At 60.9% G+C, this 25,717-nt stretch carries 22 protein-coding genes; 14 read left to right on the top strand and 8 right to left on the bottom strand.

Features of this window, described 5'->3' with window-relative positions:
• Positions 1-19: 19 nt before the first annotated feature.
• Positions 20-1,390 carry a multicopper oxidase family protein gene (locus AAGW23_RS08640; RefSeq protein ID WP_342406064.1) on the bottom strand — a complete coding sequence of 457 codons (1,371 nt, stop codon included), beginning with the start codon at positions 1,388-1,390 and terminating at the stop codon, positions 20-22.
• Positions 1,391-1,589: 199 nt separating this feature from the next.
• Between AAGW23_RS08640 and AAGW23_RS08645 the strand changes: the two genes are divergently transcribed.
• The 3 genes from AAGW23_RS08645 to AAGW23_RS08655 all read left to right on the top strand — a co-directional run bounded on the left by AAGW23_RS08645 (position 1,590) and on the right by AAGW23_RS08655 (position 5,746).
• Positions 1,590-2,423, top strand: a complete 834-nt coding sequence (locus tag AAGW23_RS08645) for a DUF1206 domain-containing protein (protein ID WP_342406065.1) — start codon at positions 1,590-1,592, stop codon at positions 2,421-2,423.
• A gap of 676 nt (positions 2,424-3,099) precedes the next feature.
• Positions 3,100-3,837 (top strand): hypothetical protein, encoded by a 738-nt coding sequence (locus AAGW23_RS08650; protein WP_342406066.1) that lies wholly within the window; start codon positions 3,100-3,102, stop codon positions 3,835-3,837.
• A gap of 856 nt (positions 3,838-4,693) precedes the next feature.
• Positions 4,694-5,746, top strand: a complete 1,053-nt coding sequence (locus AAGW23_RS08655; protein ID WP_342406067.1) for a diguanylate cyclase — start codon at positions 4,694-4,696, stop codon at positions 5,744-5,746.
• 79 nt (positions 5,747-5,825) lie between these two features.
• On the opposite strand, the gene guaA is transcribed toward AAGW23_RS08655, so the two are convergent.
• From guaA to AAGW23_RS08670, 3 genes are all read right to left on the bottom strand, one after another.
• Entirely contained in the window at positions 5,826-7,406 is a 1,581-nt protein-coding gene (guaA, locus tag AAGW23_RS08660; protein WP_342406068.1) for a glutamine-hydrolyzing GMP synthase, read from the bottom strand.
• Between the two features lie 100 nt (positions 7,407-7,506).
• Complete coding sequence (gene guaB, locus AAGW23_RS08665; RefSeq protein WP_342406069.1) at positions 7,507-8,976, bottom strand: IMP dehydrogenase; 1,470 nt, start codon at positions 8,974-8,976, stop codon at positions 7,507-7,509.
• A 126-nt stretch (positions 8,977-9,102) separates the two neighbouring features.
• Positions 9,103-9,654, bottom strand: coding sequence for a sugar ABC transporter ATPase (locus AAGW23_RS08670; protein ID WP_342406070.1), 552 nt, complete (start codon positions 9,652-9,654; stop codon positions 9,103-9,105).
• 138 nt (positions 9,655-9,792) lie between these two features.
• Between AAGW23_RS08670 and xseA the strand changes: the two genes are divergently transcribed.
• Genes xseA through AAGW23_RS08690 form a run of 4 tightly spaced genes read left to right on the top strand, consistent with a single transcriptional unit; the run spans position 9,793 to position 13,934 of the window.
• Positions 9,793-11,172 carry an exodeoxyribonuclease VII large subunit gene (xseA, locus tag AAGW23_RS08675; RefSeq protein ID WP_342406071.1) on the top strand — a complete coding sequence of 460 codons (1,380 nt, stop codon included), beginning with the start codon at positions 9,793-9,795 and terminating at the stop codon, positions 11,170-11,172.
• 22 nt (positions 11,173-11,194) lie between these two features.
• Complete coding sequence (locus AAGW23_RS08680) at positions 11,195-12,013, top strand: peptidoglycan DD-metalloendopeptidase family protein (protein WP_342406072.1); 819 nt, start codon at positions 11,195-11,197, stop codon at positions 12,011-12,013.
• 19 nt (positions 12,014-12,032) lie between these two features.
• The gene (locus tag AAGW23_RS08685; protein WP_342406073.1) at positions 12,033-12,575 is read left to right on the top strand and encodes a hydrolase; all 543 of its coding nucleotides are present in this window, start codon (positions 12,033-12,035) and stop codon (positions 12,573-12,575) included.
• Positions 12,576-12,626: 51 nt separating this feature from the next.
• On the top strand, positions 12,627-13,934 hold the full coding sequence (locus tag AAGW23_RS08690; protein ID WP_342406074.1) for a mechanosensitive ion channel family protein: 1,308 nt from the start codon (positions 12,627-12,629) through the stop codon (positions 13,932-13,934).
• A gap of 54 nt (positions 13,935-13,988) precedes the next feature.
• Here AAGW23_RS08690 and AAGW23_RS08695 read toward each other — a convergent pair whose 3' ends face one another.
• Together AAGW23_RS08695 and AAGW23_RS08700 are read right to left on the bottom strand one after the other, a co-directional pair.
• Positions 13,989-16,178 carry a TonB-dependent copper receptor gene (locus AAGW23_RS08695; protein WP_342406075.1) on the bottom strand — a complete coding sequence of 730 codons (2,190 nt, stop codon included), beginning with the start codon at positions 16,176-16,178 and terminating at the stop codon, positions 13,989-13,991.
• A 54-nt stretch (positions 16,179-16,232) separates the two neighbouring features.
• Entirely contained in the window at positions 16,233-16,631 is a 399-nt protein-coding gene (locus AAGW23_RS08700; protein WP_342406077.1) for a DUF2946 family protein, read from the bottom strand.
• 298 nt (positions 16,632-16,929) lie between these two features.
• Here AAGW23_RS08700 and leuA point away from each other — a divergent pair, with 298 nt between their 5' ends.
• The 6 genes from leuA (at position 16,930) to AAGW23_RS08730 (ending at position 22,824) form a co-directional block, all read left to right on the top strand.
• Complete coding sequence (gene leuA, locus AAGW23_RS08705) at positions 16,930-18,600, top strand: 2-isopropylmalate synthase (protein WP_342406079.1); 1,671 nt, start codon at positions 16,930-16,932, stop codon at positions 18,598-18,600.
• A gap of 248 nt (positions 18,601-18,848) precedes the next feature.
• Complete coding sequence (locus tag AAGW23_RS08710; protein ID WP_342406080.1) at positions 18,849-19,907, top strand: NAD(P)-dependent alcohol dehydrogenase; 1,059 nt, start codon at positions 18,849-18,851, stop codon at positions 19,905-19,907.
• Between the two features lie 112 nt (positions 19,908-20,019).
• Positions 20,020-20,874 carry a carboxylate/amino acid/amine transporter gene (locus tag AAGW23_RS08715; RefSeq protein WP_342406081.1) on the top strand — a complete coding sequence of 285 codons (855 nt, stop codon included), beginning with the start codon at positions 20,020-20,022 and terminating at the stop codon, positions 20,872-20,874.
• A gap of 102 nt (positions 20,875-20,976) precedes the next feature.
• Positions 20,977-21,708, top strand: a complete 732-nt coding sequence (locus AAGW23_RS08720; RefSeq protein ID WP_342406082.1) for an endonuclease — start codon at positions 20,977-20,979, stop codon at positions 21,706-21,708.
• Positions 21,709-21,815: 107 nt separating this feature from the next.
• On the top strand, positions 21,816-22,442 hold the full coding sequence (locus AAGW23_RS08725) for a DUF2238 domain-containing protein (RefSeq protein ID WP_342406083.1): 627 nt from the start codon (positions 21,816-21,818) through the stop codon (positions 22,440-22,442).
• 4 nt (positions 22,443-22,446) lie between these two features.
• A complete protein-coding gene (locus AAGW23_RS08730; protein ID WP_342406084.1) occupies positions 22,447-22,824 on the top strand; it encodes a DUF2784 domain-containing protein in 378 nt (125 codons plus the stop codon).
• 13 nt (positions 22,825-22,837) lie between these two features.
• Here the strand turns inward: AAGW23_RS08730 and AAGW23_RS08735 are convergent, their stop codons facing one another.
• Together AAGW23_RS08735 and AAGW23_RS08740 are read right to left on the bottom strand one after the other, a co-directional pair.
• Entirely contained in the window at positions 22,838-23,632 is a 795-nt protein-coding gene (locus tag AAGW23_RS08735; RefSeq protein ID WP_342406085.1) for an amidohydrolase, read from the bottom strand.
• Positions 23,620-24,768 (bottom strand): pyridoxal phosphate-dependent aminotransferase, encoded by a 1,149-nt coding sequence (locus AAGW23_RS08740; RefSeq protein WP_342406086.1) that lies wholly within the window; start codon positions 24,766-24,768, stop codon positions 23,620-23,622. The genes AAGW23_RS08735 and AAGW23_RS08740 overlap by 13 nt, the downstream gene beginning before the upstream one ends.
• 162 nt (positions 24,769-24,930) lie before the next feature.
• Between AAGW23_RS08740 and cysE the strand changes: the two genes are divergently transcribed.
• Positions 24,931-25,716 (top strand): serine O-acetyltransferase, encoded by a 786-nt coding sequence (gene cysE / locus AAGW23_RS08745; protein ID WP_342406088.1) that lies wholly within the window; start codon positions 24,931-24,933, stop codon positions 25,714-25,716.
• Position 25,717: the final 1 nt, after the last annotated feature.

Genomic DNA, 25,717 nt, shown 5'->3' on the forward strand with positions numbered 1-25,717 from the left:
CGTCCGGCTACTGCCGCCCTCAAACCACTTGAATCGCTGCCATCAATCCAGTTTCCATGTGATCGATGACGTGGCAGTGGAACATCCACACCCCGGGATTATCCGCTACCAACGCGATTCTTGCCGTCTCGTTCTTCCCGAGCAGATAGGTATCGGTATACCAGGGGTCGATGCGCTTGCGATTGGACGAAATGACCTTGAATGTCAGCCCGTGCAGATGGATTGGGTGCTGATACTGACTGAGGTTGCGCAGTTCGAATATGTAATGACCGTCTTTTTTCAATGTTGCAATGGGGCGGTCGGCACAGGTCTTATCGTTGATGTCCCAGGCCTGGCCGTTGATCTGCCAAAAGGTGAAGGCCTCGCCCTGCCCCGAATCGCTGGACAGCGTGCCAGCCCACTCGAAATTGAAGCGCAGGGTTTGCGCTTGCTGCAGGTCCGGCTCGGCAACCGGATTGGCCGGCAGCGGTGCAGGCCAATCGCCTTCGGTCTCAGCCGTAGCCACGGAGGCGAGCGTCGCCAGCCGCAGCGGGCCGTTACGTAAGGAAAGCATTTCCCCTACAGGCGGGACTTTCACCGCTAGGTCAATGCGCATACCCGGCCCTAGCCAATAGACTTTTCCTAGCGGGCGCGGCGCGACCGGGTTGCCATCGATCGCGTAAATACGCGCATCGCCGCCTGGCAGTTTCACTCGGTAGGTCACGGTGTTGGTGAGATTGATGAGGCGCAAGCGCACTACTTGGCCGGCCGGCAGCTCAAGGGTTGGCGCGTGCTCCCCGTTTACGGTCGACAGCACACCAGGGGTCCCTCCCCGCGCGGCCTCGCGGGGCACGCTGAAATCGGTGAATGCGCCTTGCTTGTCGACATGCCAGTTTTTCAGGCTCAGCGTTCGCTCATGACGAAAGCCGCTCGGCTCGCGCTCTTCGACAATCAAGGGCCCCACCAGCCCACGCCCCAACTGCTCGGCGCTCGACGTGTGCGGGTGATACCAGAAACTACCCGCATCCGGGACCTGAAACAGGTAATCGAACGATTCCCCAGGCAAGACGGGTAATTGCGAAACATACGGCACCCCGTCCATGTTCAGCGGCAGGCGGATGCCATGCCAATGAATCGTAGTGGGCTCCGGTAGGTGATTGATGAAGCGCACTCGCAGCCATTCGCCCTGTCTGGCGCGCAGTTCCAAGCCAGGCGCTTGTCCACCGTAGCACCATGCTGGGGTCTTGGTGCCGGCGATAAGCTCGATATCGGCCGGAGCTGCGATCAGCTCGTAATCGTGAGTCACAGGATCGGCGGGGCGCCCGATCCAGTACCGTGCTCCGCCACCGACAACGCCCAACGTAGCGAGCCCAGCCAACCCAACCAGCATCTTTCTTCGGGTAAAAGTCATTTCTTTCTCATCAAAAACTGCACGAGCCGTTACACCAGTAACTAGATTGGAATCGCTCGCATTTGCGACATGCTACAGCTTCGCGGGCCAACTCGCAGCCGGGCCAGACGCACAGCGAACCCGTTGATCAATAGAAGCGAACCCTTGCGCCTGATCCCGCGTCTACTGCGGAGACACTCATCCCAATTGAGGAGGCGCCATGCACCCCACAGCAGCCCAAGCCAAGGGTGAAGTCAGCAGAGGCATAACCTGGCTCGCTCGTAGCGGCTACGCCGCCAGAGGCGTTGTCTATCTGATCATCGGCATATTCGCCTTCATGGCCGGCATCGGTAGCGGTAAAACTGTTGGTACCAAAGGTGCCATTCAGCAATTGTTGGGGCAGCCCTTTGGGCAGACCTTGCTCTGGATCATGGTTGTCGGCCTCGTAGCCTACGTGGCGTGGCGACTGACGCAGGCAATAACCGATCCGGAAGGTCATGGCACCGACGGCAAGGGATTGCTGATTCGCGCTGGTCTCGTCGGCAGCGCCGTGACCTACACCTTGCTTGCGCTCTTTACCCTTGGGCTGCTTGGCAGCTCCATTGGAAGCTCCGGGAGCGGTGGTGGCTCAAGTGGCGGCGACTTCCTGTCTGGCGTACTTGGATGGAAGTACTCGAACTATCTGATTTACCTGGTTGCGCTTGTGCCGCTTGGCGTCGGCATCGCCCACATCATCAAGGGGTGGAAAGCCAAGTTCGAAAAGTATTTCTACGCCTCCGAACACGTCATGAAATGGGTTCGCCCGATTTCTCGGGCCGGCCTCATTGCCCGGGGTGTTGCCTTTCTGGTCGTTGCCGGCATGCTTTTCACAGGTGGTAGCCGCTACGAGCCAACCGACCCGCCGGGACTGGAGGACGCCCTGAATGCCCTGCAGAATCTGCCGTTTGGGGCATTCTGGCTTTCGCTCGTTGGCCTTGGGCTGGTTGCATTTTCGATTTACAGTTTTTCCGAAGCTATCTGGCGCCGTATCGATACGCCAGCCGTCATGCACTGATTGAACACTGCACAGTAGAAGCCTGGGCACTTCGGGGGCTTCTACTTTGCAGCTGGCTCATGACTATGCGCCAAGCGTCAGTCTAATTGGACCGTGGTGTTAAAAGGAGTGCTGCATTCAGCTGCCCAACTGGGCTGCTTTACCCATTCTCCCGGCCTCTGCTGTCCCCCGATGATCGCGGCAGTGCCCATATGCGTAAGCTCAACATCTGTCGTTTTCAACGCCCCCCGGCTCCGTGAGGCACGTGTTGTTTGACCGCCTTCCGACTTCGGATCTAGTCAGGGCGAACTGTCGCTCCCCGTTCACTTGGGCCCCACAATCCCATGCCCGAGATGCTAAAGCTAAAAAATGACCCGCAGCGCACGTTAAGAAACCAGGACTGAACCAAACGGGGAGCAGCACTTTCGAACTCGTGTATGGCCTTGGAGGCGTCCCATGCAAGCATCCTCACCACAGAACTGCGGTGCAACGGCTTCGGCGCTGAACGAAGCCTGTTTTTGCATCAGCCTGGATCAATCGGCACTCGCTGATACGATGAGCGACCAGCTAGGCAATCCCGAGCTCAAAGAGCTGCTGAACGCGCGCTGTCCACGTATTCGCCGCACGACCGGTCTTTGTCTCCCCCCTCCGACTGAATCAGGTGGCAGAGGTTATCCGGGCTATCGAACAAACTGTCATGCTGCCGACCTGGCAGGCGCATGCACTCGCTTCAGCGCCGGCGATTACACAGCACCCGCCTCGAGGCGCGCGCGGCGTGTTCCTTGGCTACGACTTTCACCTTGACGATGAAAAGCTAGGCCTTATCGAAATCAATACAAACGCTGGTGGCGCGATGCTCAACCTGTTGCTCGCCCGTGCGCAACGGCGTTGCTGCAGCGGCGTAGTAGCGCTGTCGCCGGGCGACGAAGGCGCCGACCGATTTGAGCGAGCGATTCTGAACATGTTTGCCCACGAGTGGGCAGCAAGTGGCGAACAGAAGCCTTTGAAGCACCTGGTCATCGTCGACGAAAGCCCCGAACGTCAGTACCTCTACCCTGAGTTTCTGCTCTTTCAGCAGTTGTTCGAATCGGCCGGTATTGATTGCACCATCGCTGACCCAACCGATATGACATTCACCGAAGGCCGCCTGGTGGTGAACGGCAAGCCAGTCGACCTGATCTACAACCGGCTCACCGATTTCTACCTAGAGGGCGCCGCGTGCAACGCGCTGCGGGAAGCCTACCTCGCGGATGCCGTGACGGTGACACCCCATCCCCAGGCCTATGCCCTGTACGCAGACAAGCGCAGGCTGGTCGACTTGACCGATGCGGCGCTACTCGAGCAGATGGGCGTCGATCCGCAAACCCAAGCACGACTCGCCCCGTACGTCCCGCTGACCAGGCTTGTCGAGCCCGCCGATGCTGAACTGCTCTGACAGGACCGACGCAATTTGTTCTTCAAGCCAGTGAGCGGTTTTGGCAGTCGCGGCGCGTACCGCGGGGAGAAACTCACCAAGCGTGTGTGGGCCGACATTCTGGCCTCCCAATACGTTGCCCAAGCCATGGTCCGGCCAAGTAGAACCTTTGCCGCACCCGCTTTACGTGGCGTTGATCAGAGCACAAAGCGCTATCACGTCACTCGCCGGCAAGCGTTTTCGGTTGGCGGACTGGTATGTCCGCCATGGACGCAGGAAAGCCCGCCAAGGTGGCCCGGGAATGGTAAGGCTGGGTGACCTTCGACGCGGACGGCAATTTTCGGCCAGAGAGCGATTCGCAGCACTCGGAAGCGAGCGGTACCCAAAACGTAGACGCGGCCGCGCTGCCGTCACCGCTCGAACACGACCGAATCAACAAACTCCTGTTCGAAAGCGAGTGAAACGGATCTTCAACGTCTACAAAGACTCTCCAAGCCCGCAGCGCGACGTTTCCTATAACTTCCGCTGCTTAGTGATCCACTGAGCCGCCCTGCGCTCTCGAGCATTGCGGCCAATCGAGTACCAGCTCGAGCATGGAAGAACGTCCCACGTTGATTCACGCCCCTCGGAGTTGGTGAAAAACAGGTACGGCATTTGCACCTAGCGCCGTGCCTGCTGCGAGTGGATCGTAAGCCTTTTGCGACATATGGCTATCGAAGGCACAGGGCGAGTGACCACTAGACAGCCGCCCTCCAGCCTCGTAACGTGCTTCAGATGCCCTGCGAACTGCTCTCGCCCCTTCCCTCTTTTGCTGGGTTTCAAGGCACTCATCTCAAAAAGCCGGCGCGATAGAACCGGAGTTCAAGGAATAGCATCGATGCAAGGAACACAACCGGAACACCTTCGCCAGCGCGACGCCCGCCCGGAGTTCTGGCAGCTCTCGATGCGTTGCTGTCAGTTGGCGGGTAGCGTCGATGTAGCCTTTTTATTCATATTCCTCATGCTTGGTTCACCGATTCTGGCCTGGATAAACGTGGTCAGCGTGGCCATGTATATCTATGCCTATCGCGCATTCCAACAGCGAAGAAATCAGCTTGCGGTCATGCTGATACGCGTTGAAGTGCTTGTTCATGCCGGACTGGGAACGGTGCTTATTGGTTGGGAAAGCGGCTTCCACTATTACCTGCTGATGTTTATTCCGGCCCTGTTCGTCAGCATGCCCACACGCACCGCCTGGATTTACGCGGGGTGGCTATGGGCTTACTACGTCGGACTCGACGTATTGATGTGGTTCATTGAACCGCTGCAACCCATCTCCTCCAACGCGCTGCTGGGCGTGCACGTGTTCAACCTTACCGTCGTGTTCTGCATGTTCAGTTATCTCGCGCTGTTCTATGTGGCCACGGTGACCCGGGCACACAAGAAGCTGGCCTCGATGGCAACCACCGATTCACTGACCGGCCTATTCAATCGTCGACACATGATCGAACTCACCGAAAAGGTCCTGGCGAGACACCAGCGCCATCCCACCAACCTCACCTTGATGCTGATGGACATCGATCACTTCAAGCAGGTCAATGACCAGTACGGTCACGATATGGGCGACCGCGTCCTCCAGGCGGTGAGCGATCTGCTCAAACAATCAATGCGCGAACAGGATTTCATCGGCCGTTGGGGCGGCGAAGAGTTTCTGGCCATTCTGCCGGATACGAATTTCAACCATGCAGGCGAAAGCGCCGAGCGTATACGCAAGCGTGTCGAGGAGCTCGAACTCTACAGTGATGGCATACGTGTCTGCGTTACGTTGTCGATCGGCATCACCCAATATCGTGCAGACGAGTTGCTCAGTGATGCGATTGCACGAGCTGACGTTGCGCTCTACGAAAGTAAATCGGCGGGGCGTAACAGGGTAGAAGTCGCTGAGGTATAGCGCCAAATAACCAAAAGCCCGCAGTTACGCGGGCTTCAGGCTTTCTGCTAATCGATGTCGGCCAGTGCCGGACGTCCGATCATTCCCACTCGATGGTTGCTGGCGGCTTGCTTGACACGTCGTAAGTGACGCGCGAGATGCCTTCGATTTCGTTAATGATGCGGTTGGAGACCTTCTCCAGCAGCTCATACGGCAGATGCGCCCAGCGCGCGGTCATGAAGTCGATGGTTTCCACCGCACGCAGCGCGACGACCCAAGCGTAGCGACGGCCATCGCCAACGACGCCGACCGATTTAACCGGCTGGAAGACCACGAAGGCCTGGCTGGTCTTGTGGTACCAATCGAAGTTGCGCAATTCCTGGATGAAGATGTGGTCAGCGCGACGCAGCAGGTCGGCGTATTCCTTCTTCACTTCGCCAAGAATCCGCACGCCGAGCCCCGGGCCCGGGAACGGATGGCGATAGACCATATCGTAAGGCAGGCCGAGTTCGAGACCGATCTTACGGACCTCGTCCTTGAACAGCTCACGCAGCGGCTCGACCAGCTTGAGGTTCATTTCCTCCGGCAGGCCACCGACGTTGTGGTGCGACTTAATCACGTGCGCCTTGCCGCTCTTGGCACCAGCGGACTCGATCACGTCCGGGTAGATAGTGCCTTGGGCAAGGTACTGAATGTTGTCGAGCTTGCTGGCCTGGGCATCGAAGACGTCGATGAAGGTGCGCCCTATGATCTTGCGCTTCTTCTCCGGATCGGCTTCGCCCGCCAGATTTTCAAGGAACTGCGCTTCAGCGTCAGCGCGGATCACCTTGACGCCCATGTTCTCGGCGAACATCGCCATGACCTGATCGCCTTCGTGCAGGCGCAGCAGGCCGTTATCGACGAAGACGCAGGTCAGCTGATCACCAATAGCCTTGTGCAGCAGCGCCGCGACTACCGAGGAATCCACTCCGCCGGACAGGCCCAGCAGCACGTTGGCCGAGCCGACCTGGCTGCGAACTTGTTCGACCAGGTCGTCGACGATGTTGGACGGCGTCCACAGCGCTTCGCAGCCACAGATTTCCAGCAGGAAGCGTGACAGGATGCGCCCACCCTGGCGGGTGTGGGTGACTTCCGGGTGGAACTGCACGCCGTAGTAGCGGCGGTCATCGTCACCCATCGCGGCGATCGCGCAGCTCGGGGTGCTGGCCAGGATACGGAAGCCCGCCGGCAGGTCGGTCACCTTGTCGCCGTGACTCATCCAGACGTCGAGGCCGAATACACCGTCGTCGTCCATATGGTCTTCGATGCCGTCGAACAGCTTGGACTTGCCAACCAGATCGACGCGCGCATAGCCGAACTCACGCTCATCCGAACCCTGGACCTTGCCGCCGAGCTGCTCGGACATGGTCTGCATGCCGTAGCAGATGCCGAACAGCGGTACGCCAAGATCGAACACTGCCTGCGGTGCGCGCGGGCTGCCTTCGGCATGCACCGATTCCGGGCCGCCGGCCAGGATGATGCCGCGCGGCGCGAAGGCGCGGATGTCCTCATCCGGCATATCAAACGGATGCAGTTCGCAGTAAACGCCGAGTTCACGCACGCGACGGGCGATCAGCTGGGTGTATTGCGAGCCGAAATCCAGGATCAGGATGCGGTGGGCATGAATGTCTTGATGGGCCATTTTTTTCCCCTGGGAAAAACGGCTGAAGGCCGAACGCAAGCGGCTGAACGAGGCAGTGCTCATCCAGCCGCTCGGCGATCAGCCTCCAGCGACAGAAATATCAACCAACCCGGTAGTTGGGTGCTTCCTTGGTGATCTGCACGTCGTGCACGTGGGACTCGGCCATGCCAGCGCCAGTGATGCGCACAAACTGCGGATGGGTACGCATGTGATCGATGGTCGCGCTGCCGGTGTAGCCCATAGAGGCACGCAGCCCGCCCATCAGCTGATGGATGATCGCAGCCAGCGAGCCCTTGTAGGGCACACGCCCTTCGATGCCTTCCGGCACCAGCTTCTCTGCACCAGCAGAGGAGTCCTGGAAGTAACGATCTGAGGAGCCCTGCGCCTGGGACATGGCGCCCAGCGAGCCCATGCCGCGATAGGCCTTGTAGGAACGGCCCTGGAACAATTCGATCTCGCCCGGGGCTTCTTCAGTACCGGCAAACATCGAGCCCATCATCACGGCATTGGCGCCGGCGACGATGGCTTTGGACAGGTCACCGGAGAAACGGATGCCGCCGTCCGCGATCATCGGCACGCCGGTGCCTTCGAGCGCGGCGGAGACGTTGGCGATGGCAGAAATCTGCGGCACACCCACGCCGGCGACGATGCGCGTGGTGCAGATAGAACCTGGGCCGATACCGACCTTGACTGCATCGGCGCCCGCCTTGACCAGATCCAGCGCGGCTTCAGCCGTGGCAATGTTGCCGCCGATGACCTGCACCTGCGGGAAGTTGTCCTTCACCCAGCGCACGCGATCAAGCACGCCGCGGGAATGGCCATGCGCGGTGTCGACCACGATCACATCAACGCCGGCGGCTGCCAAGGCCTCGACGCGCTCGGCCGTGTCAGCGCCGGTGCCGACCGCAGCACCGACACGTAAGCGACCCTGGTCGTCCTTGGATGCCAGCGGGTAGGTCTTGGCCTTCTCGATATCACGGAAGGTCACCAGGCCGCGCAGGTGGAAGTTGCCATCGACCACCAGCATCTTTTCGATGCGGTGCTCGTAGAGTTTGGTTTTGATTTCCTCGAGGCCGGTGCCTTCCTGAACGGTCACCAACTCTTCCTTTGGCGTCATGATCGCGGCGACCGAATCACCAGCATTCGGCGTGAAGCGCAGGTCGCGGCCGGTAACGATGCCTACCAGCTCCTTGCCCGACACCACCGGAAAACCTGAGAAGCCCAGCTCGCGCGCTTTGCGCAGCAGTTCGCTGATCTTGGTTTCAGGCGTAACAGTGACCGGATCGTGAACGATGGCTGTTTCGTGGCGCTTGACCTTGCGCACTTCTGCGGCCTGCTGCTCGACATTCATGTTCTTGTGAATAATGCCGATGCCGCCTTCCTGCGCCATGGCGATGGCCAGGCGGGCTTCGGTGACGGTGTCCATTGCCGCCGAAACAAGGGGAATGTTCAGCTCGATATCGCGGGTCAGGCGGGTCTTGAGGCTGACATCCTTCGGCAGGACCTCGGAATATCCCGGGATCAGGAGAACATCATCGAAAGTCAGGGCTTCTTGGCTGATACGCAGCATGGCGGGGGCTCCCAGGCGGGAAAAAGGAAGCGCGGCATTATACCCACGCACGCCATTACGCTCAATGCGGTTGTGCGGTCTGTCGCGTGCAACCCACTTCGCCCCGCCCAACAAATGACTGCCTGGTCACACCTCTACATCCACTACCGCAACCTTGAATCCCAAGCGTGCAGCGAACTCGTCAAGAAATGGTTGGCTGAATACTGCCTCTCCCCAACCGTTGAAGATGAAGCCGAGGTTGGAGAAGCCGCAGGCTGGAATGAACAGAAAGCCGTTGATGTCGTCTTCGAAGCCGCATTCCGGACAGGTGAAGGTATCGGTCTGCGCCGGCATCCATTCGTCGAGACTTTCAAACAGTGCTTCACCGATCTCACGACGGCACTCAGGGCATCCCGCCTCCTCGGCGAACCCCCGGGTCGGTGTATAGATGCAACGCTTGGTTACCACCTCCAATCCGTTGATCGCGTGACCGAACGGCAATCGATCCGGGTGCAGCACGACGTGCCGTGCGCCCGGTCCGATCGCATACCCCATACCGCCAACGCCACGACCACAGGTGGTGGGCAACGCTTCGATGACCCTTCGCTCGGCAAGCCAGCGCAGAATCATCCGCGCCTTGGCTTCATGGCCGGGAAACATGGAGATGCGCGGCACGACGATAGCTTGGCTGTGAATCATGGTGAGCTCGAAAGGAGGCGGCGAAAGCGGCGCAGCTTAATCTGTACGCCGCTCAGGTCAACGACGCGACGTCGGCGGCTGTCTGTTCGGTCGTAGACTACAGCGCCCGAAGCGTACTTTTCCCTTATCATCCCCGGCATGCTTAAAGATCCTTTCCAACGCCTGAACCTCGACCGCGAAGTGCTGACCGTCAGCCAGCTCAACAGTCGTGCGCGGCTGCTGCTCGAAGATGTCTTCGCCCAGGTCTGGGTAGAAGGCGAGATATCCAACCTGGCCAAGCCAGCGTCCGGCCACATCTACTTCACGCTGAAAGACAAGACCGCACAGGTCCGTTGCGCGTTGTTCCGACAGAACGCTCTGCGTGTGCGCCAGGCGTTGCGCGACGGCCTGGCGGTCAAGGTGCGCGGGCGGGTCTCCTTATTCGAGGGCCGCGGCGACTACCAGCTGATCCTCGACAACGTCGAACCGGCCGGTGACGGCTCGCTTCGCCTGGCCTTCGAGGCGCTGAAAGAAAAGCTCGATGCCGAGGGCCTGTTCGACGCCGCCGGCAAGCGCGCCCTGCCCGCTCACCCACGGCGTATCGGCATTGTCAGCTCGCCCACCGGTGCGGTGATCCGCGACATCATTTCCGTGTTCCGCCGACGGGCCCCGCATGTCGCCCTGACGCTGGTGCCGACCCCTGTCCAGGGTCGCGAGGCGACAGCGCAGATCGTCCGCGCGCTTGAACTGGCCGACCGTGGCGGCTTCGACGCACTGATCCTGGCGCGCGGCGGCGGCTCGCTGGAGGATCTCTGGTGCTTCAACGAAGAAGTGGTTGCGCGCGCCGTGGCGGCATGCGAGACGCCAATCGTCTCCGCCGTCGGCCATGAAACCGATGTCTCCATTGCCGACTTTGTCGCCGATGTGCGTGCACCCACGCCTTCTGCCGCTGCCGAACTCCTGGCGCCCAGCAGCGCTGACGTGCGCCAGCGACTCGAAGGGCTGCGCCAGCGTCTATTGCTGCGCATGCGCGACCGATTGCACCGCGATGCCACGCGCCTGGAAGGGCTGACGCGTCGCCTGCGCCACCCGGGCGAGCGCCTGCAACAGCAGGCCCAACGCATCGACGATCTGGAGCAGCGGCTGTTGCGCGGTATCGACCGTCGCCTCTGCGCCGGGCAGGAACGCCTCGCCCGCCTCGAGACTCGCCTGGCCGGACAACACCCTGGGCGAAACCTGACCCTGCTGCGCCAACGTCTCGATCACCTGTCCAGTCGGCTGCCGCGCTCAATGCAGGATACCCTCAAGGGCCATCGCCAACAGCTACAGGGGCTGGCGCAGACCTTGAATGTGGTCAGCCCGCTCGCCACGCTGTCACGTGGCTATAGCATCCTGCTCGACGAGCGCGGCCAGGCGATTCGACGCGCGGATCAGACCCAGCCCGGCCAACGGCTCAAGGCACGGCTCGGCGAGGGCGAACTGGACGTCAGAGTCGAAGACAACCATCAGACGCCGGTCACCTTGTCACTGCTGGACTAACCCACTTCTGCTCAGGACTCCCATGCGCTTTGCCCTCACCTTGCTGCTCTGCCTCACGCTTCCCGCCCACGCCGAAGGTTTTCTCACCCGCCTGCTCAACAAGCCCGTACCCGGCGGCGTAGCGGTCGTCGATCTGGGCAACGACGCCAGCGCCCCGACAGCACGCTACGACGGCAAACCGGTGCTGGTGCTGCGTGAAGACGATCAGCGCTGGATCGCTGTCGTCGGCATCCCGCTGACGGTCAAGGCGGGCCAGCAAACGCTGGAGGTCAACAGCCAGGCACAGAGCTTTCGGGTCGAGCCACGCAATTACCGCGAGCAGCACATCACGCTGAAAAACCAGCGCCAGGTCAATCCGAATCCAGATGACCTCAAGCGCATCGAACGCGAGCTGGCCGAGCAAACCCGAGCCTACCGGCAGTTCAGTCCGCGCCAACCCAGCAACCTGTTGTTCGACAAGCCAGTCAACGGCCCGCTGTCCTCGCCTTTCGGCCTGCGCCGTTTCTTCAACGGAGAAGAGCGCAATCCGCATTCGGGCCTGGATTTCGCCGCCAAGGCCGGCACGCCGATCAAGACTCCTGCCGCCGGCAAGGTGATTCTGACCGGCCATTACTTCTTCAATGGCAAGACAGTATTCGTCGATCACGGACAGGGACTGATCAGCATGTTCTGTCACCTGTCACAGATTGACGTAACGGTCGGCGACGAACTGTCCCGCGGCGCCGTGCTCGGCAAGGTCGGTTCCACCGGCCGGGCCACCGGACCGCATCTACACTGGAACGTCAGCCTCAACGATGCACGGGTCGATCCGTCGATCTTCATCGGTGCGTTCAAACCCTGAATCAACAAGGATCCTCCCTATGCTCATCAATGTGCAGGACTCGACGCTCGTCATCATCGACATTCAGGAACGGCTATTCCCCTCCATCGACGGCCACACCGCGTTGGCGGAGCACAGCGCCTGGCTGATCCAGGTGGCCCAGCGCGTCGGCGTGCCGGTACTGATCACCGAGCAATACAGCAAGGGCCTCGGCCCGACGATCGCAGCCTTGCGCGACGGTGTGAGTGACGATGCGATCATCGAGAAGCTGCACTTTTCCGCCGCCCGCGACGGTGAACTGTTCAACCGTCCCGGTGGCGAGCGCAAGCAGTTCATCATCAGCGGCATCGAAACCCATATCTGCGTGCTGCAGACAGTGCTCGACCTGCTGGCACGCGGTCATCAAGTGTTCGTCGTCGAAGAAGCGGTCGGTTCGCGTCGCGCCAGTGACAAGGCGCTTGGCCTGGCACGCATGCAACAAACCGGTGCCAGCATCGTTTCGCGGGAAATGGTAGCGTTCGAATGGATGGAACAGGCCGGGACCGATCTCTTCCGCTCAATCAGCCGCGAATTCATTCGCTGATAGCCCCCTGGCAGGCGGTTGTGGTCCGACACCAACTGACGGAGCGGTACGATGCAGGAAGAAATGAAAGTCTGGCTGGAATGGCTGGGCGAGCATGCAGAACTGGAGACGCTGGTCGCCAGCGCGGCGCTGGTATTTGCGGCCTGGCTGGCCAACTGGGTGGTCAAGCGCATCCTGGTGAGCGGTCTGTACAAGGTATTGCGCAGCACACGCGAAACTCAGCTGCAGGACTTCGGCATCATTCGTCGGCTGTCCAACATCGTGCCGGCACTGGTGCTGTCGATTGGAGTAAATGCCGTTCCGGGCCTTCCGGAAGCAGCCGTCACCGTTGTACGCAATGTCTGCGGTGGTTTCATCGTGCTGACCATTGCCCTCGCTTTGGGTGCGTTGCTGGACATCATCAACATGATGTATCAGCGACGGGCCGATGCGCATGTGCACCCCATCAAGGGCTATCTGCAGGTGATCAAGATCGTGCTGTACGCGGTCGCCACCATCCTCATCATCGCCACCCTGATTGACCGCTCACCGCTGATCCTGCTGTCCGGCCTCGGGGCCATGGCGGCGGTCCTGATGCTGATTTTTCAAGACACCATTCTTTCATTAGTGGCCAGTGTGCAGATCACCTCCAACGACCTGATCCGAGTGGGCGACTGGGTGGAAATGCCGCAGCTCAACGTAGACGGCGATGTCATTGATATTGCCCTGCATACGGTGAAGGTGCAGAACTGGGACAAGACCGTAAGCAACATCCCGACCAAGCGTTTTATCAGCGATTCGTTCAAGAACTGGCGAGGCATGCAGGAAAGCGGCGGGCGGCGAGTCAAGCGCAGCCTGTTTCTGGATCAGCAAAGCGTGCACTTTCTGAGTAGCGAAGAATGTGAGCATCTGCATCGATTCAATCTGCTGGATGAGTACCTCACCGAGAAACGCCGTGAGATCGATGCGTGGAATGCCAAGCTCGAGGAGCGCGGGAAGGAGCCGGTGAATACTCGACGAATCACCAATATCGGCAGTTTCAGAGCGTACGTGGAACGCTATCTGCGCAGCCATGGCGGTATCCATCAGAGTATGACGCTGATGGTGCGCCAGCTCAGCCCCACCGCCGACGGCTTGCCGCTGGAAATCTACTGTTTCACCAACACCGTGGCCTGGACTCAATACGAGGCAATCCAGTCAGACATCTTCGACCACCTGCTGGCGATCCTGCCCGAGTTCGGTCTGCGCGTGTTCCAGCACCTGAGCGGTGCGGATATGCGCGAGGGCTATGGCTCGGTCAGCCAGTTATTCAGCCGACCGATACCCGAGCCGCTCCAACCCGGCGACAATCGCAACCAAAGCCAGTCCCGGCACGGTTGATCGTCCGGGCAGTGAAGCATCAGGCCGTGATGTTCACTGCCCAGACGAGGGCCGTCAGAAGCTCATGTCGACCCGCGCCCAGTAAATACGGCCCGGTTCGTTGACGCGGCGGGTAGGCTCGAGGCCGTAGTCGGAGAAGCCCGCACTGCCAGCCAGATTGAGGTGCTCGCTGTAGGCCTTGTCCAACAGATTGTCGACACCGGCACTGAGCTTGAAGTGCCGGTCGAAACGATAGGCGCCGTTGACCGCCAGCACACCGAAGCCGGCACTCTCGCCGAAGTCCTTGCCAACCACAGTGCCCTGATTTTCAGCAACCCGTCGCTGTGAAGCCACTACTCGCCAGAGCCCACTGGTGCTCCAATTTTCACGCTCATAGGTCAGCCCAAGGCGCCCTTCCAGCGGAGGGATTTGCGGCATGGCGCGGTCATCGCTGCGGTTCTCGCCCCAGGCGTAGGCCAGACTGGCATCACCTTTCCAGCTGCGGTTGAAGCGGTAGCTTGCGCCCATCTCGCCACCGGCGATGGCGGCGTCAATGTTACTTACCTCCGCGCGAAGCATGCCGGGCATCACGCCGGGCACATAGCTGAACAGGATGTAATCTTCGACTAAACCTGCGTACGCGGAGATCCAGGCTTGCAGCGGGCCATCGGCATACTGCAGGCCGATATCCAGCTGCGTGGTCTTCTCCGGCCGAACAGAGTCGAACGGCTGTACCGTGCCGACCGGCCCAGGGTTGGAGACGAACAGTTCCCAGTAATCGGGGAACCGCTCGGCATGGCCGAGGCCGGCATATCCGGTCACCGGCATCCCGGATAGTTCTTTTTCGTAGCGCATGAAGCCGCTGTAAAGCGTGTCACGCCGAGTGTCTCCGGCGCTGGGATTGGTCCAATCCTGACTGACCGGCATGCCCATCATGTTTTTCAGCGTCGGGTGATGGCTGTTGAAAAATGCTCGCTCATCGGTCGCCTCGTGCAGATCCAGCCGCAGACCGCTGATGACTTTGTTGCGCTCGCTGAGCTGCCAGGTCAGCTCGCCGAACAGGCCGTAACTGTGCAGGACGGCATCCGGCACCCAGGGCAGCGCGTCGCTACCCGCCGCCACCACCATCTGATTGACCGCACCGGTCGGGTTCATGACCTTGCGATGCTCGCTGCGTTGCGCATCCATGCCCGCCTTCACCTCGACATCGGACCATTGCCAGGTGCCGACCAGTCGGCCACCGAGCGTGCGCCTATCGACCCGCGACAGGGTCGGCTGGGTCATCATCATTGTCGGAACGAAGTCTCGCAGGCTGTAGTTGTCCATGACATGGTCGGCGTAGTTGTAATAGACCTGCGCCTCCAGCCCATAGAAGGTCTCTCCGATACTGGTCTTCTCGAGGCGCAGCCCGAGGCTTTCACGTTGGAACTGGCTGCCATCCATGCCCCGTCCGGCATAGCGGGCGAAGCCGTCTCCACGGCCTGCAGTCAGCTCGAGCAAGGTATCGGCATCCGGCATCCAGCCTAGCGCGACATCGGTGTTCCACTTGTCATAGCGCGACGGTACTGTGTCTCCATTGCCGTCCGCATAGTCGTCAGCCTGCGAGCTGTTGGCCATCAGCCGCGCGTAGCCCTGTGCGCTCCCCACAGCGGCGTCCAGGTTGCGGTCGAAGCGGCCGCTAGAGCCGGTCAGCAGACTGGCGTTGAGGCGGTAATCCGGCTCGGTGAACTGCTCCGGTTCACGCTCGAAGAGCACAGTAGCGGCCGAAGCGCCTGGTCCCCAGAGCACAGTCTGCGGCCCTTTGATGACCGTCAGCTTGTCGAAGGTGTCCGGGCTGATATAGGAACTCGGCGAATCCATGCGATTCGGGCACGCACCCAGCATTTCACCGCCATTGCTGAGCAGCTTCAACCGCGAGCCAAACATCCCCCGGAAAACAGGATCACCGTTCACTCCGCCGTTGCGCACCGCCGAGAACCCCGGAATGGTTTTCAGGTAATCGGCACCGTCGCTGGCCGGCATCGGCTGGCGAGGAATCTTCGTATCGGTGACCACCGTCAGTGGAGACTGCTGCGCCACCCCGGTGACGATCATGGGAGTGAGCTGGATCGGCCACCTAGGATCCGCATCGGCGGCCATGCTGTGGGCTGCGACAGCGCTGAGCAGAGCGACGTGCGCCAAGTGCCAGCGCGATTGCAACGGACGCAGGGAAAAGTTGCCGGGCAGGCGTGAGGCTACCGCCCGTGCAGGGGTGATTCTGGACATAAGGATCTTCCACTTCTGAAATGCAGGAGAAACCGCGCGCTGGCGGCTCGGAAATCAGCCGTGAAGTAAGGGCGGTGCTCGTGCATGGCCGCCAGTGAGGCGCGGCATGGCCGGCAGGGGCGATTGCGGGATAAGCCGTACGAGAGAAGGCGAGTAATAAGGCAGGGTTGGCGCGAAGGACAGCACCAGCGGCGGACTCAGCGTCAGCAGCTCGCAGTAACCACAGAGGTCAAGCGAGGCGAGCCAGGCCGGCTGGCCAACCGAGCGCGAGGTTGTATGCGCCGTTGGCGCGTGACCCTGTGCCTGGTGATGATGCTGATGGGCGACTGGCGCCGCTGTGCCGGACTGGGCTGCCCCAAGCTGCGAAGCCGAATAGAGCGGCCCCACATGAATCATCAGCATGGCAAAAAGGCCAAGCCAGAGACCCGCTGTGAAATGTCCTCTACGTCTCACGAAAATCCTGCCGTGGCGCGGCTACTGCACGTCGTGGCCGGATGATCGCATGCTGAAAGGCCAAGGGTGACTGCGACACGGGGCCGCAATTCCGCGGAGCAATCGACCGTCGATTACCTTGGCCATTCGAAATATATTTCCTGCAAACAACCTTTTATTAGTGGTTTTCACCATTTTTTCCAAGACAGTTGCAATCCAATACGCATGAGCCCTAAATTCGAAACCATAAAACCGCATCGACCTGCTCTGCCCTCCCTGATTTGCGCCGCGCTTTGGGGAGTTGCTCAAGGAAAACGCCATGACAATGCTCAAAGATCCTTCAAACAAATATCGCGCCTTTCCGGTGATCAACCTGCCTGACCGTACCTGGCCATCGCAGACCATTACCCAGGCGCCGATCTGGCTGAGCTCCGATCTGCGCGACGGCAACCAGTCGCTGATCGAGCCGATGGATGCAGCGAAGAAGATGCGTTTCTTCAAAACCCTGGTTCAGATCGGCCTGAAGGAAATCGAAGTTGGCTTTCCCTCCGCATCACAGACCGACTTCGATTTCGTTCGCGAGCTGATCCAGGGGGGGCACATTCCAGATGACGTCACTATCCAGGTGCTGACTCAGGCCCGCGAAGACCTCATCACTCGCACTTTCGAGTCGCTCAAGGGCGCCAAGCAGGCCATCGTCCACTACTACAACGCGACCGCGCCGAGCTTCCGCCGCATCGTCTTCAACCAGGACAAGGCCGGTGTAGTCAACATCGCCGTCAACGCCGCGCAGGTGGTCAAGCGCCTGGCCGATGCCGCGCCGGAAACCGACTGGCGCTTCGAATATTCGCCGGAGGTGTTCAGTTCCACCGAGACCGACTTCGCCGTTGAAGTATGCAACGCAGTCATAGAGGTGTTTCAGCCGACGCCAACGAAGAAGCTGATCCTCAACCTGCCCGCCACGGTAGAGGCCGCCACGCCGAATATCTATGCTGACCAGATCGAATATTTTGGCCGCAAGATCAACAAGCGCGACAGCGTGCTGATCAGCCTGCACACCCACAACGACCGCGGCACGGGCGTAGCCGCCACCGAACTGGGCCTGATGGCCGGTGCGGATCGCGTCGAGGGCTGCCTGTTCGGCAACGGCGAGCGCACCGGAAACGTCGATCTGGTGACCGTTGCGTTGAACATGTACAGCCAGGGTGTCGATCCGCAGCTGGACTTCTCCGACATCGATGCCGTGCGCAAGGTGGTCGAGGAATGCAACCAACTGCCGGTCCATCCTCGCCATCCCTATGTCGGCGATCTGGTCCATACGGCCTTCTCCGGCTCGCATCAGGATGCGATCCGCAAGGGCTTCAGCCAGCAGGATCCGAACGGGGTCTGGGAAGTGCCCTACCTGCCGATCGACCCGGCCGACATCGGCCGCAGTTACGAGGCGGTGATTCGCGTCAACAGCCAGTCCGGCAAGGGCGGCATCACCTACTTGCTGGAACAGGAGTACGGCATCAGTCTGCCGCGCCGCATGCAGATCGAGTTCAGCCAGGTGGTGCAGCGCGAAACTGATCGTCTCGGGCTGGAAATGAGCGCCAAGCAGATCTACGCGCTACTCGAAAGCGAGTACCTGCAGGCTACGGCGCCGTATGCGCTGAAGAGCCACCGCTTGCAGGAAGAGAACGGCACCAGCGCCGTCGACGTGGAGGTCGCCAGCGAAGGCGAGATCATGCACTGGCGCGGCATTGGCAAGGGCCCGCTGGAGGCACTGGTGGCCGGCTTGCCGGTCAAGCTGGAGATCATGGACTACCATGAGCACTCGATCGGCGCCGGCAGCAACGCACGCGCAGCAGCTTATATCGAGGTTCGTCTGGACGGCGAACGCCCGCTGCACGGCATTGGGATTGACGAGAACATCACCACCGCAAGCATCCGTGCGCTGTTCAGTGCCCTGAACAGAGCCTTGCGCGAAGCAACATCCAAAGCCGCCTGAGGCCAGACGGCGCGCCCCGACCGGGCGCGCCGGCCCCGCCCCCCCCCCCCCCCCCCCCCCCCCTCCCCGCACCACCCGCGGAAGCATTGAGCACACCCCCCCCTGGGCGCCGCTCCCGTCACTCCATGGCTTCTCGCCCCCCTGCTTCCTGCAGTAACGCATCATTCATCAGCAGAATCGTGCAACCGCTTCACGGCCTCTGGCACTAGGATGGGTGTTCACCCAGAACATCAGCCTCAGGAGTCGCCATGAGCAATGCCGTCGGTTATGCCGCCCAAGATCCGAGCACGCCGCTCGCACCCTATTCCTTCACCCGCCGCGACGTCGGACCGAACGATATAAAGATCGACATTCTCTACTGCGGCGTCTGCCACTCGGACCTGCATACCGCACGCAACGAATGGAACAACACGCTCTATCCATCCGTCCCAGGCCACGAGATCGTCGGGCGGGTAACGGCCGTCGGTGAGGGGGTTAGCCGCTTCAAAGTCGGCGATATGGCCGGCGTCGGCTGCCTGGTCGACAGTTGCCGGACGTGCTCGTCCTGCGGCGAAGGACTGGAGCAATACTGCGAGAACGGCTTCACCGGCACCTACAACGGCCCGGCGTTCGGTGGTGGCGAGAACACCCTGGGCGGCTATTCGGACAACATTGTGGTGGACCAGCATTTCGTCCTGCGCATCTCGCACGACGAAGCCAGCCTGGCGGCCGTCGCGCCGCTGCTGTGCGCCGGGATCACCACCTATTCGCCGCTACGCCAGTGGAAGGTAGGGCCCGGCCAGAAGGTCGGCGTGGTCGGCCTCGGCGGCCTTGGTCACATGGCAGTGAAGATCGCCAATGCCATGGGGGCGCACGTGGTCCTGTTCACCACCTCGCCGGACAAGAAGGAAGACGCGCTGCGCCTCGGTGCCAGCGAAGTGGTGGTGTCGAAGAACCGGGACGAGATGGCCGCGCACCTGAACAGCTTCGACTTCATCCTCAACACGGTCGCCGCGCCGCACAACCTCGACGCCTTCGTTGCGCTGCTCAAGCGTGACGCGACCATGACCCTGGTGGGTGCGCCTGCCTCGCCACATCCCTCACCCAGCGTGTTCGGCCTGATCTTCAAGCGTCGCCGCATCGCCGGCTCGCTGATCGGCGGCATTGCCGAGACCCAGGAGATGCTCGATTTCTGCGCCAAACACAACATCGTGTCGGACATCGAGATGATCGATATTCAGACTATCAACGAAGCTTACGAGCGCATGCTCAAGAGCGATGTGAAGTACCGTTTCGTCATCGACATGGCCTCGCTCAAGTCGGCATAAGCCACAGCATGGGCACGCTGGTCTAGGCGTGCTCATGCGCAGCGCGCGGCAAACCGGGCCTTCCCTCTTTGCCGTCGAGCCGCTAAGGTCGCCGACCTTCTGAGGAGTCGGCATGCGCTACCTGATTTTTGTCACCCTGCTCTGGGCGTTTTCCTTCAACCTGATCGGTGCCTACCTCGCTGGCCAGGTGGACAGCTATTTCGCCGTGCTGACCCGGGTACTGCTGGCTGGCATAGTATTCCTGCCGCTGACCCGCTGGCGAGGCGTGGCACCGGGCTTCATTGGCGGCGTCACCCTGGTCGGCGCGTTGCAGTTCGGCGTTACTTACCTGTGCCTGTATCTGAGTTTCAACGTGTTGACGGTCGCCGAAGTGCTGCTGTTCACGGTACTGACACCGCTCCACGTGACATTGATCGACGATGCGCTGAACCGTCGCTTCAACCCCTGGGCGCTGGTCGCCGCAGCCGTAGCGGTATTGGGTGCCGGACTGATTCGCTATGACGGCGTCTCCAACGACTTCCTCGGCGGCTTCCTGCTGATGCAGTTGGCCAACTTCACCTTTGCCGCCGGCCAGGTCGGCTACAAGCATCTGGCGCAGCGTTATCCGTCCGATATCCCTCTCCATCGTCGCTTCGGCTACTTCTTCATTGGCGCGCTGGTCGTCGTGCTGCCGGCCTGGCTGCTGTTCGGCAACCCGGACAAGCTGCCCACCACCACTGCGCAGTGGGGCGTACTGGTGTGGATGGGCGTGCTGGCGACGGCGCTGGGGCAATTCTGCTGGAACAAGGGCGCCACCCTGGTCGATGCGGGCACTCTCGCGGTGATGAACAACATGGCGGTGCCGGTGGGGCTGGTACTCAATCTGTTGTTCTGGGGCACGCAGACCAACCTTGTATTGCTGACGGTTGGAGGGCTGATCATTCTGGCCTCGCTGCAGATCAACCGCCTGGGTCGTAAGCAGGCTTAATGACATTATGTAAGTTATTGTTATATATGGATTTATATATCTGACAGGTAAGATAGCGCGCCCCGCATGGATGCGATTCTCAGTTAGTCGTCGAGAACCCCCATGCGCCGATACAGCCTGCTTCTGCTCGCCCTGCTTTTCTCTGTTCAGCTCCAAGCCGACGCGCCAAGCACCTTTCGCGAAGCAAAGAAAATTGCCTGGCAGATGTACGCCGAGCGACCGGTGGATTTCTATTGCGGCTGCGCCTTCAAGGGCAAGCAGATAGACATGGCCAGCTGTGGCTATGTACCGCGCAAGCAACCCAAGCGCGCCGCCAGGGTGGAGTGGGAACATATCGTGCCGGCCTGGGTGATCGGCCATCAACGCCAATGCTGGCAGGACGGCGGGCGCAAGCACTGTACGTCCAGCGACCCGGTATTCAGCCAGGCGGAAGCCGATCTGCACAATCTGGTGCCAGTCGTCGGTGAAGTGAACGGTGACCGCAGCAACTACGGCTTCGGCATGCTCAGCGAAAAGCCCAGTCAGTATGGCGCCTGCCCTTTCGTGGTGAACTTCAAGCAGCGCACCGCCATGCCGCCGACCTACGCACGCGGCGTCATTGCCCGCACCTACCTCTACATGAGCGAGCGTTACAGCCTGCGGTTGTCGAAGCAGGATCGCCGCCTGTATGACATATGGAATCGCCAGTACCCGGTCAACGAGTGGGAGCAATGGCGTAACCGCAACGTAGCCTGTGTGCAGGGCAATGCCAATCGCTTCGTCGGCGCGGTTGACCTGCGACGCTGCAGCAGATCGATATCCCGTTCAACCACCTCGTTGCGACGGCCAGGCTAGACCAGCACCCGCAGAAGGCGCTTTGCCGGCGTTGTCGCCGACGCAGTTGCGCCTGCCCGACCCCACACTGCATGCTGTTGGCCCGACTCGTAACCATGGCGACACCGATGCAGGACCGGACACTCTATGCGACGCTCGGATTGGTCGTGCTGGCGGCACTCGTCTGCTCCGGCGTGGCTCCGTACGATCGAGCGACTTGGCTGCTGGAAGTCGCCCCCGTGCTGATCGCCGCCCCATTGCTGCTCTGGAGCTATCCGCGCTTTCCGCTAACGCGCTTGATGTATGGGGTCATCGCCTTCCATGCGTTGGTGTTGATTCTTGGTGGCGCCTATACCTATGCACGTGTTCCCGCGGGTTTCTGGGTACAGGAGTGGTTCGACCTCAGCCGTAATCCGTACGACAAACTTGGCCATCTCATCCAGGGCGTCACGCCAGCCCTGCTCACGCGGGAGATTCTGCTGCGCCGCCGTATAGTCGCAGCCGGGAGAATGCTGGGCTTTCTCGCCGTTTGCGTCGCCCTGGCGTTCAGCGCCTTTTACGAGCTGATCGAGTGGTGGGTGGCACTTCTTGCCGGCCAGGGCGCGGACGACTTCCTTGGTACGCAGGGCGATCCCTGGGATACCCAGTCAGACATGTTCATGGCACTGCTGGGAGCGGTGCTCTCGGTCATCCTCCTGGCGCGGCCGCAAAACCGGCAGATCCGCCGGCTGGGCGGGGCCGGCGCAGCGGTGTAGCGCGGTGCTTTACCGACTTGGAGCCGATGCAGTTCTGCTGCTGCATCTCGCCTTCATCATCTTCGTGTTGCTGGGCGGCCTGCTGGTTGCCTGGAAACGCGGATTCTTGCTGTTGCACCTACCAGCGATCGCCTGGGGTCTCTTCGTTGAGCTGAGCGGACGACCCTGCCCCCTCACCTACTGGGAAAACCTGCTGCGCCGCCTGGCCGGCACTCAGGGGTACGAGGCCGGCTTCATCGAACATTACCTGCTGCCACTGATCTACCCCGCCTGGCTGAGCGTGCCAGTGCAATATCTGCTGGCCGCCATAGTGGTGGTGATAAACGCACTCATCTATGGCGGCCTGGTGTGGCGTCACCGGCACAGATCAGCAGCGCGCTGATCTCCAGTCCGGGTTAAAGCTTCAGCTCGAAAGCGTCGCCATCGTGGTAAGCGGGAAATTTGCTGCGGAACTTGGCCAGATGAGCCGCGCGAAGCGTCGTGCGAAACACCCCTTCTGCATCACCGGCTTCGAGCAGCGGATCGCCGAGATAGTCCAGTACCTGGCTGTCGCCGCTGTAGGGATAACCCTTACCGTCTTCACCCACCCGATTCACAGCGGCGACGTAGCAGAGATTCTCGATCGCACGCGCGGGTAATAGGCGATTCCAGGCGTTACGCCGTGCCGCCGGCCAGTTGGCGGTATAGAGGAGCAGGTCGGTGTCGTGCGGATCGCGGCTCCACACCGGGAAGCGCAAGTCGTAGCAGATCAGCGGGCGCACGTGCCAGCCGTTGAGTTTGAAAACGGCCTGCTTCTCGCCCGCTGTGTAGTGCTTGTGCTCACCGGCCATGCGGAACAGGTGACGCTTGTCGTAATGCAAGATTTCGCCGTTCGGCTGAGCCCAGAGCAGCCGGTTACGATGGCTGCCATCGGCGGCCTCGATGATCACGCTACCGGTGATCACCGCGTCCGTGCGCGCTGCCTGCTCACGCAACCATGAGTAGGTCGGGCCCTCCTCGGGCTCGGCGAGCTCTGCGGAATTCATCGAAAAGGCTGTCGTGAACATTTCCGGCAGGACGATCAGGTCCGCGCCGCGGGCGTCATCCAGCAGCCCGATGAAACGCTCACGATTGGCGTAAGCATCCTGCCAGACAAGCGTCGTCTGGATCAGAGCCAGTTCAAGATCGGGTAGGTCGTTCAGATCGCGCATAGTCGTTCTGCTGCTTGGCGCAGCGTCTCCTCTCGTTTGGCGAAGCAGAAGCGGACAAGCCGCGACTCTGCAGGAGGCGTTTGGTAGAACACCGAAATCGGAATACTGGCAACACCGTGTTCACGGGTCAGCCATTCAGCCATGGCGACATCGCCGAGATCCGGGCGGATCGCAGAATAGTCCGCCAACTGAAAGTAGGTCCCCGAGGCGCGCGTGAAGCTGAAGCGCGAACCTGCCAGCAGATCGCAGAACAGATCACGCTTGGCCTGGTAGAAGGCTGGCAGCTCTGCAACATGCTCGGGATGCGCAGCCATGAAGTCGGCCAGCGCCCATTGCAACGGTGTGACGCCGGCAAAGCTCACGTATTGGTGCACCTTGCGCAGCTCACTGCTGAGCGCGGTTGGCGCCACCACGTATCCGGTCTTCCAGCCGGTCACATGGTAGGTCTTGCCAAAGGAACTGACGACGAAGGCACGCTGATACAGTTCATCGTGCCGCAATACACTGGCGTGCTCACGACCGTCGAATATCAGGTGCTCGTAGACCTCATCACTGAGCAGGTAGATATCGCGGTCGCGGATCAAGGCCGCCAGACGATCCAGGTCAGCCCTCTCGATCAATGCGCCGCTGGGGTTATGCGGCGTGTTCAACACGATCATTCGAGTGCGTGGGGTAATTGCATCGGCTAGCTTCTGCCAATCGATGGAAAAGCCCGGCAAGCTCAGCGACTGATGAACGCACACCCCGCCGGCGAGTTCGACGGCTGGCTCGTAGCTGTCGTAGCAGGGGTCGAAAACGATTACTTCATCCCCTGGCCGGACAACCGCATGAATCGCACAAAAAATGGCCTGCGTCGCCCCGGGGGTGATCGTGACCTCGGCCTCGGCGCTGACCTGGCGCTCATATAACGAGCCGACCTTGATCGCCACCTGCTCGCGCAACGCCGGCAGGCCGGTCATCGGTGCGTATTGGTTGTGTCCAGTCATCACATGCCGGGCAACTGCCTCACGCAACGCATCGGGGCCATCGAAATCGGGAAAGCCCTGCGACAGATTCAAGGCGCCGGTCTGCGCCGCCAGTTGCGACATGGTGGTGAAAATGGTGGTGCCGACATTGGGCAATTTACTGATCAACATGACAGCCTTCCAACAGGCCCGCCGTAAGGGGCTTCGGCAGGGGAAAACAGAATAGCCGATCAATGCGCCAGGATACGAGGGCGCCGGACATGCCGCGCCGGCTGCTACAGTGATGCAAACACGCCTGTGCGGCACCTCAATCCGATACTCAGGAATTCCAGCATGTCACCTGCAGACTCCCCATGGCACATCTTGCGTACCCAGGCAGAACGAGCAGTGCAGGCAGAGCCGGTCTTGAGCGGCACTTTTCGTGAAGCCATTCTCGATCAGCCTGATTTCGCTTTCGCCTTGGCCCACCGAGTCAGCCAAGCCCTAGCTGACAGCGAGGAGCAGCAAGCGGCCTTGTTTGATCGGTTCTCCAGCATTCACCAGCAGTTCCCGGCATTGGCCGAGTCGGCCTGGTGCGACTTGCAGGCCATCGTCAGCCGAGACCCGGCCTTTGGCACCGGGCTGGAAGTGCTATTGTTCTCCAAGGGATTTCTGGCCCTGCAGGCCTACCGCATAGGCCATCAGCTGCTGCTGCAGGATGAGCGCCTGCTGGCGATGTTCATCCAGGCTCGCTGCAACGAACGTCTAGCCGTCGACATAAACCCGGCCAGCCAGATCGGCAGCGGCATCATGCTCGACCATGCGACCGGCATCGTCATCGGCGAAACCGCCGCAGTGGGCGATGATGTCTCGATTCTGCAAGGTGTAACGCTGGGCGGGACCGGCAAGGAAAGCGGAGACCGCCACCCCAAGGTGCGCAGCGGCGTGATGATCGGCGCAGGGGCAAAGATTCTCGGCAATATTGAAATCGGCGAAGGCGCCAAGGTCGGCGCTGGCAGTGTGGTTCTGCAAGCCGTGGCGCCTCACACAACCGTGGTCGGTAACCCGGCCCGCCAAGTCGGCAAGCCGAGGCATGCACGACCGGCCCTGGATATGGACCAGTCGTTCGACGAAGGCTGAA

This window comes from Stutzerimonas chloritidismutans (assembly GCF_038562055.1).
Taxonomy (GTDB): Bacteria; Pseudomonadota; Gammaproteobacteria; order Pseudomonadales; family Pseudomonadaceae; genus Stutzerimonas; species Stutzerimonas chloritidismutans_A.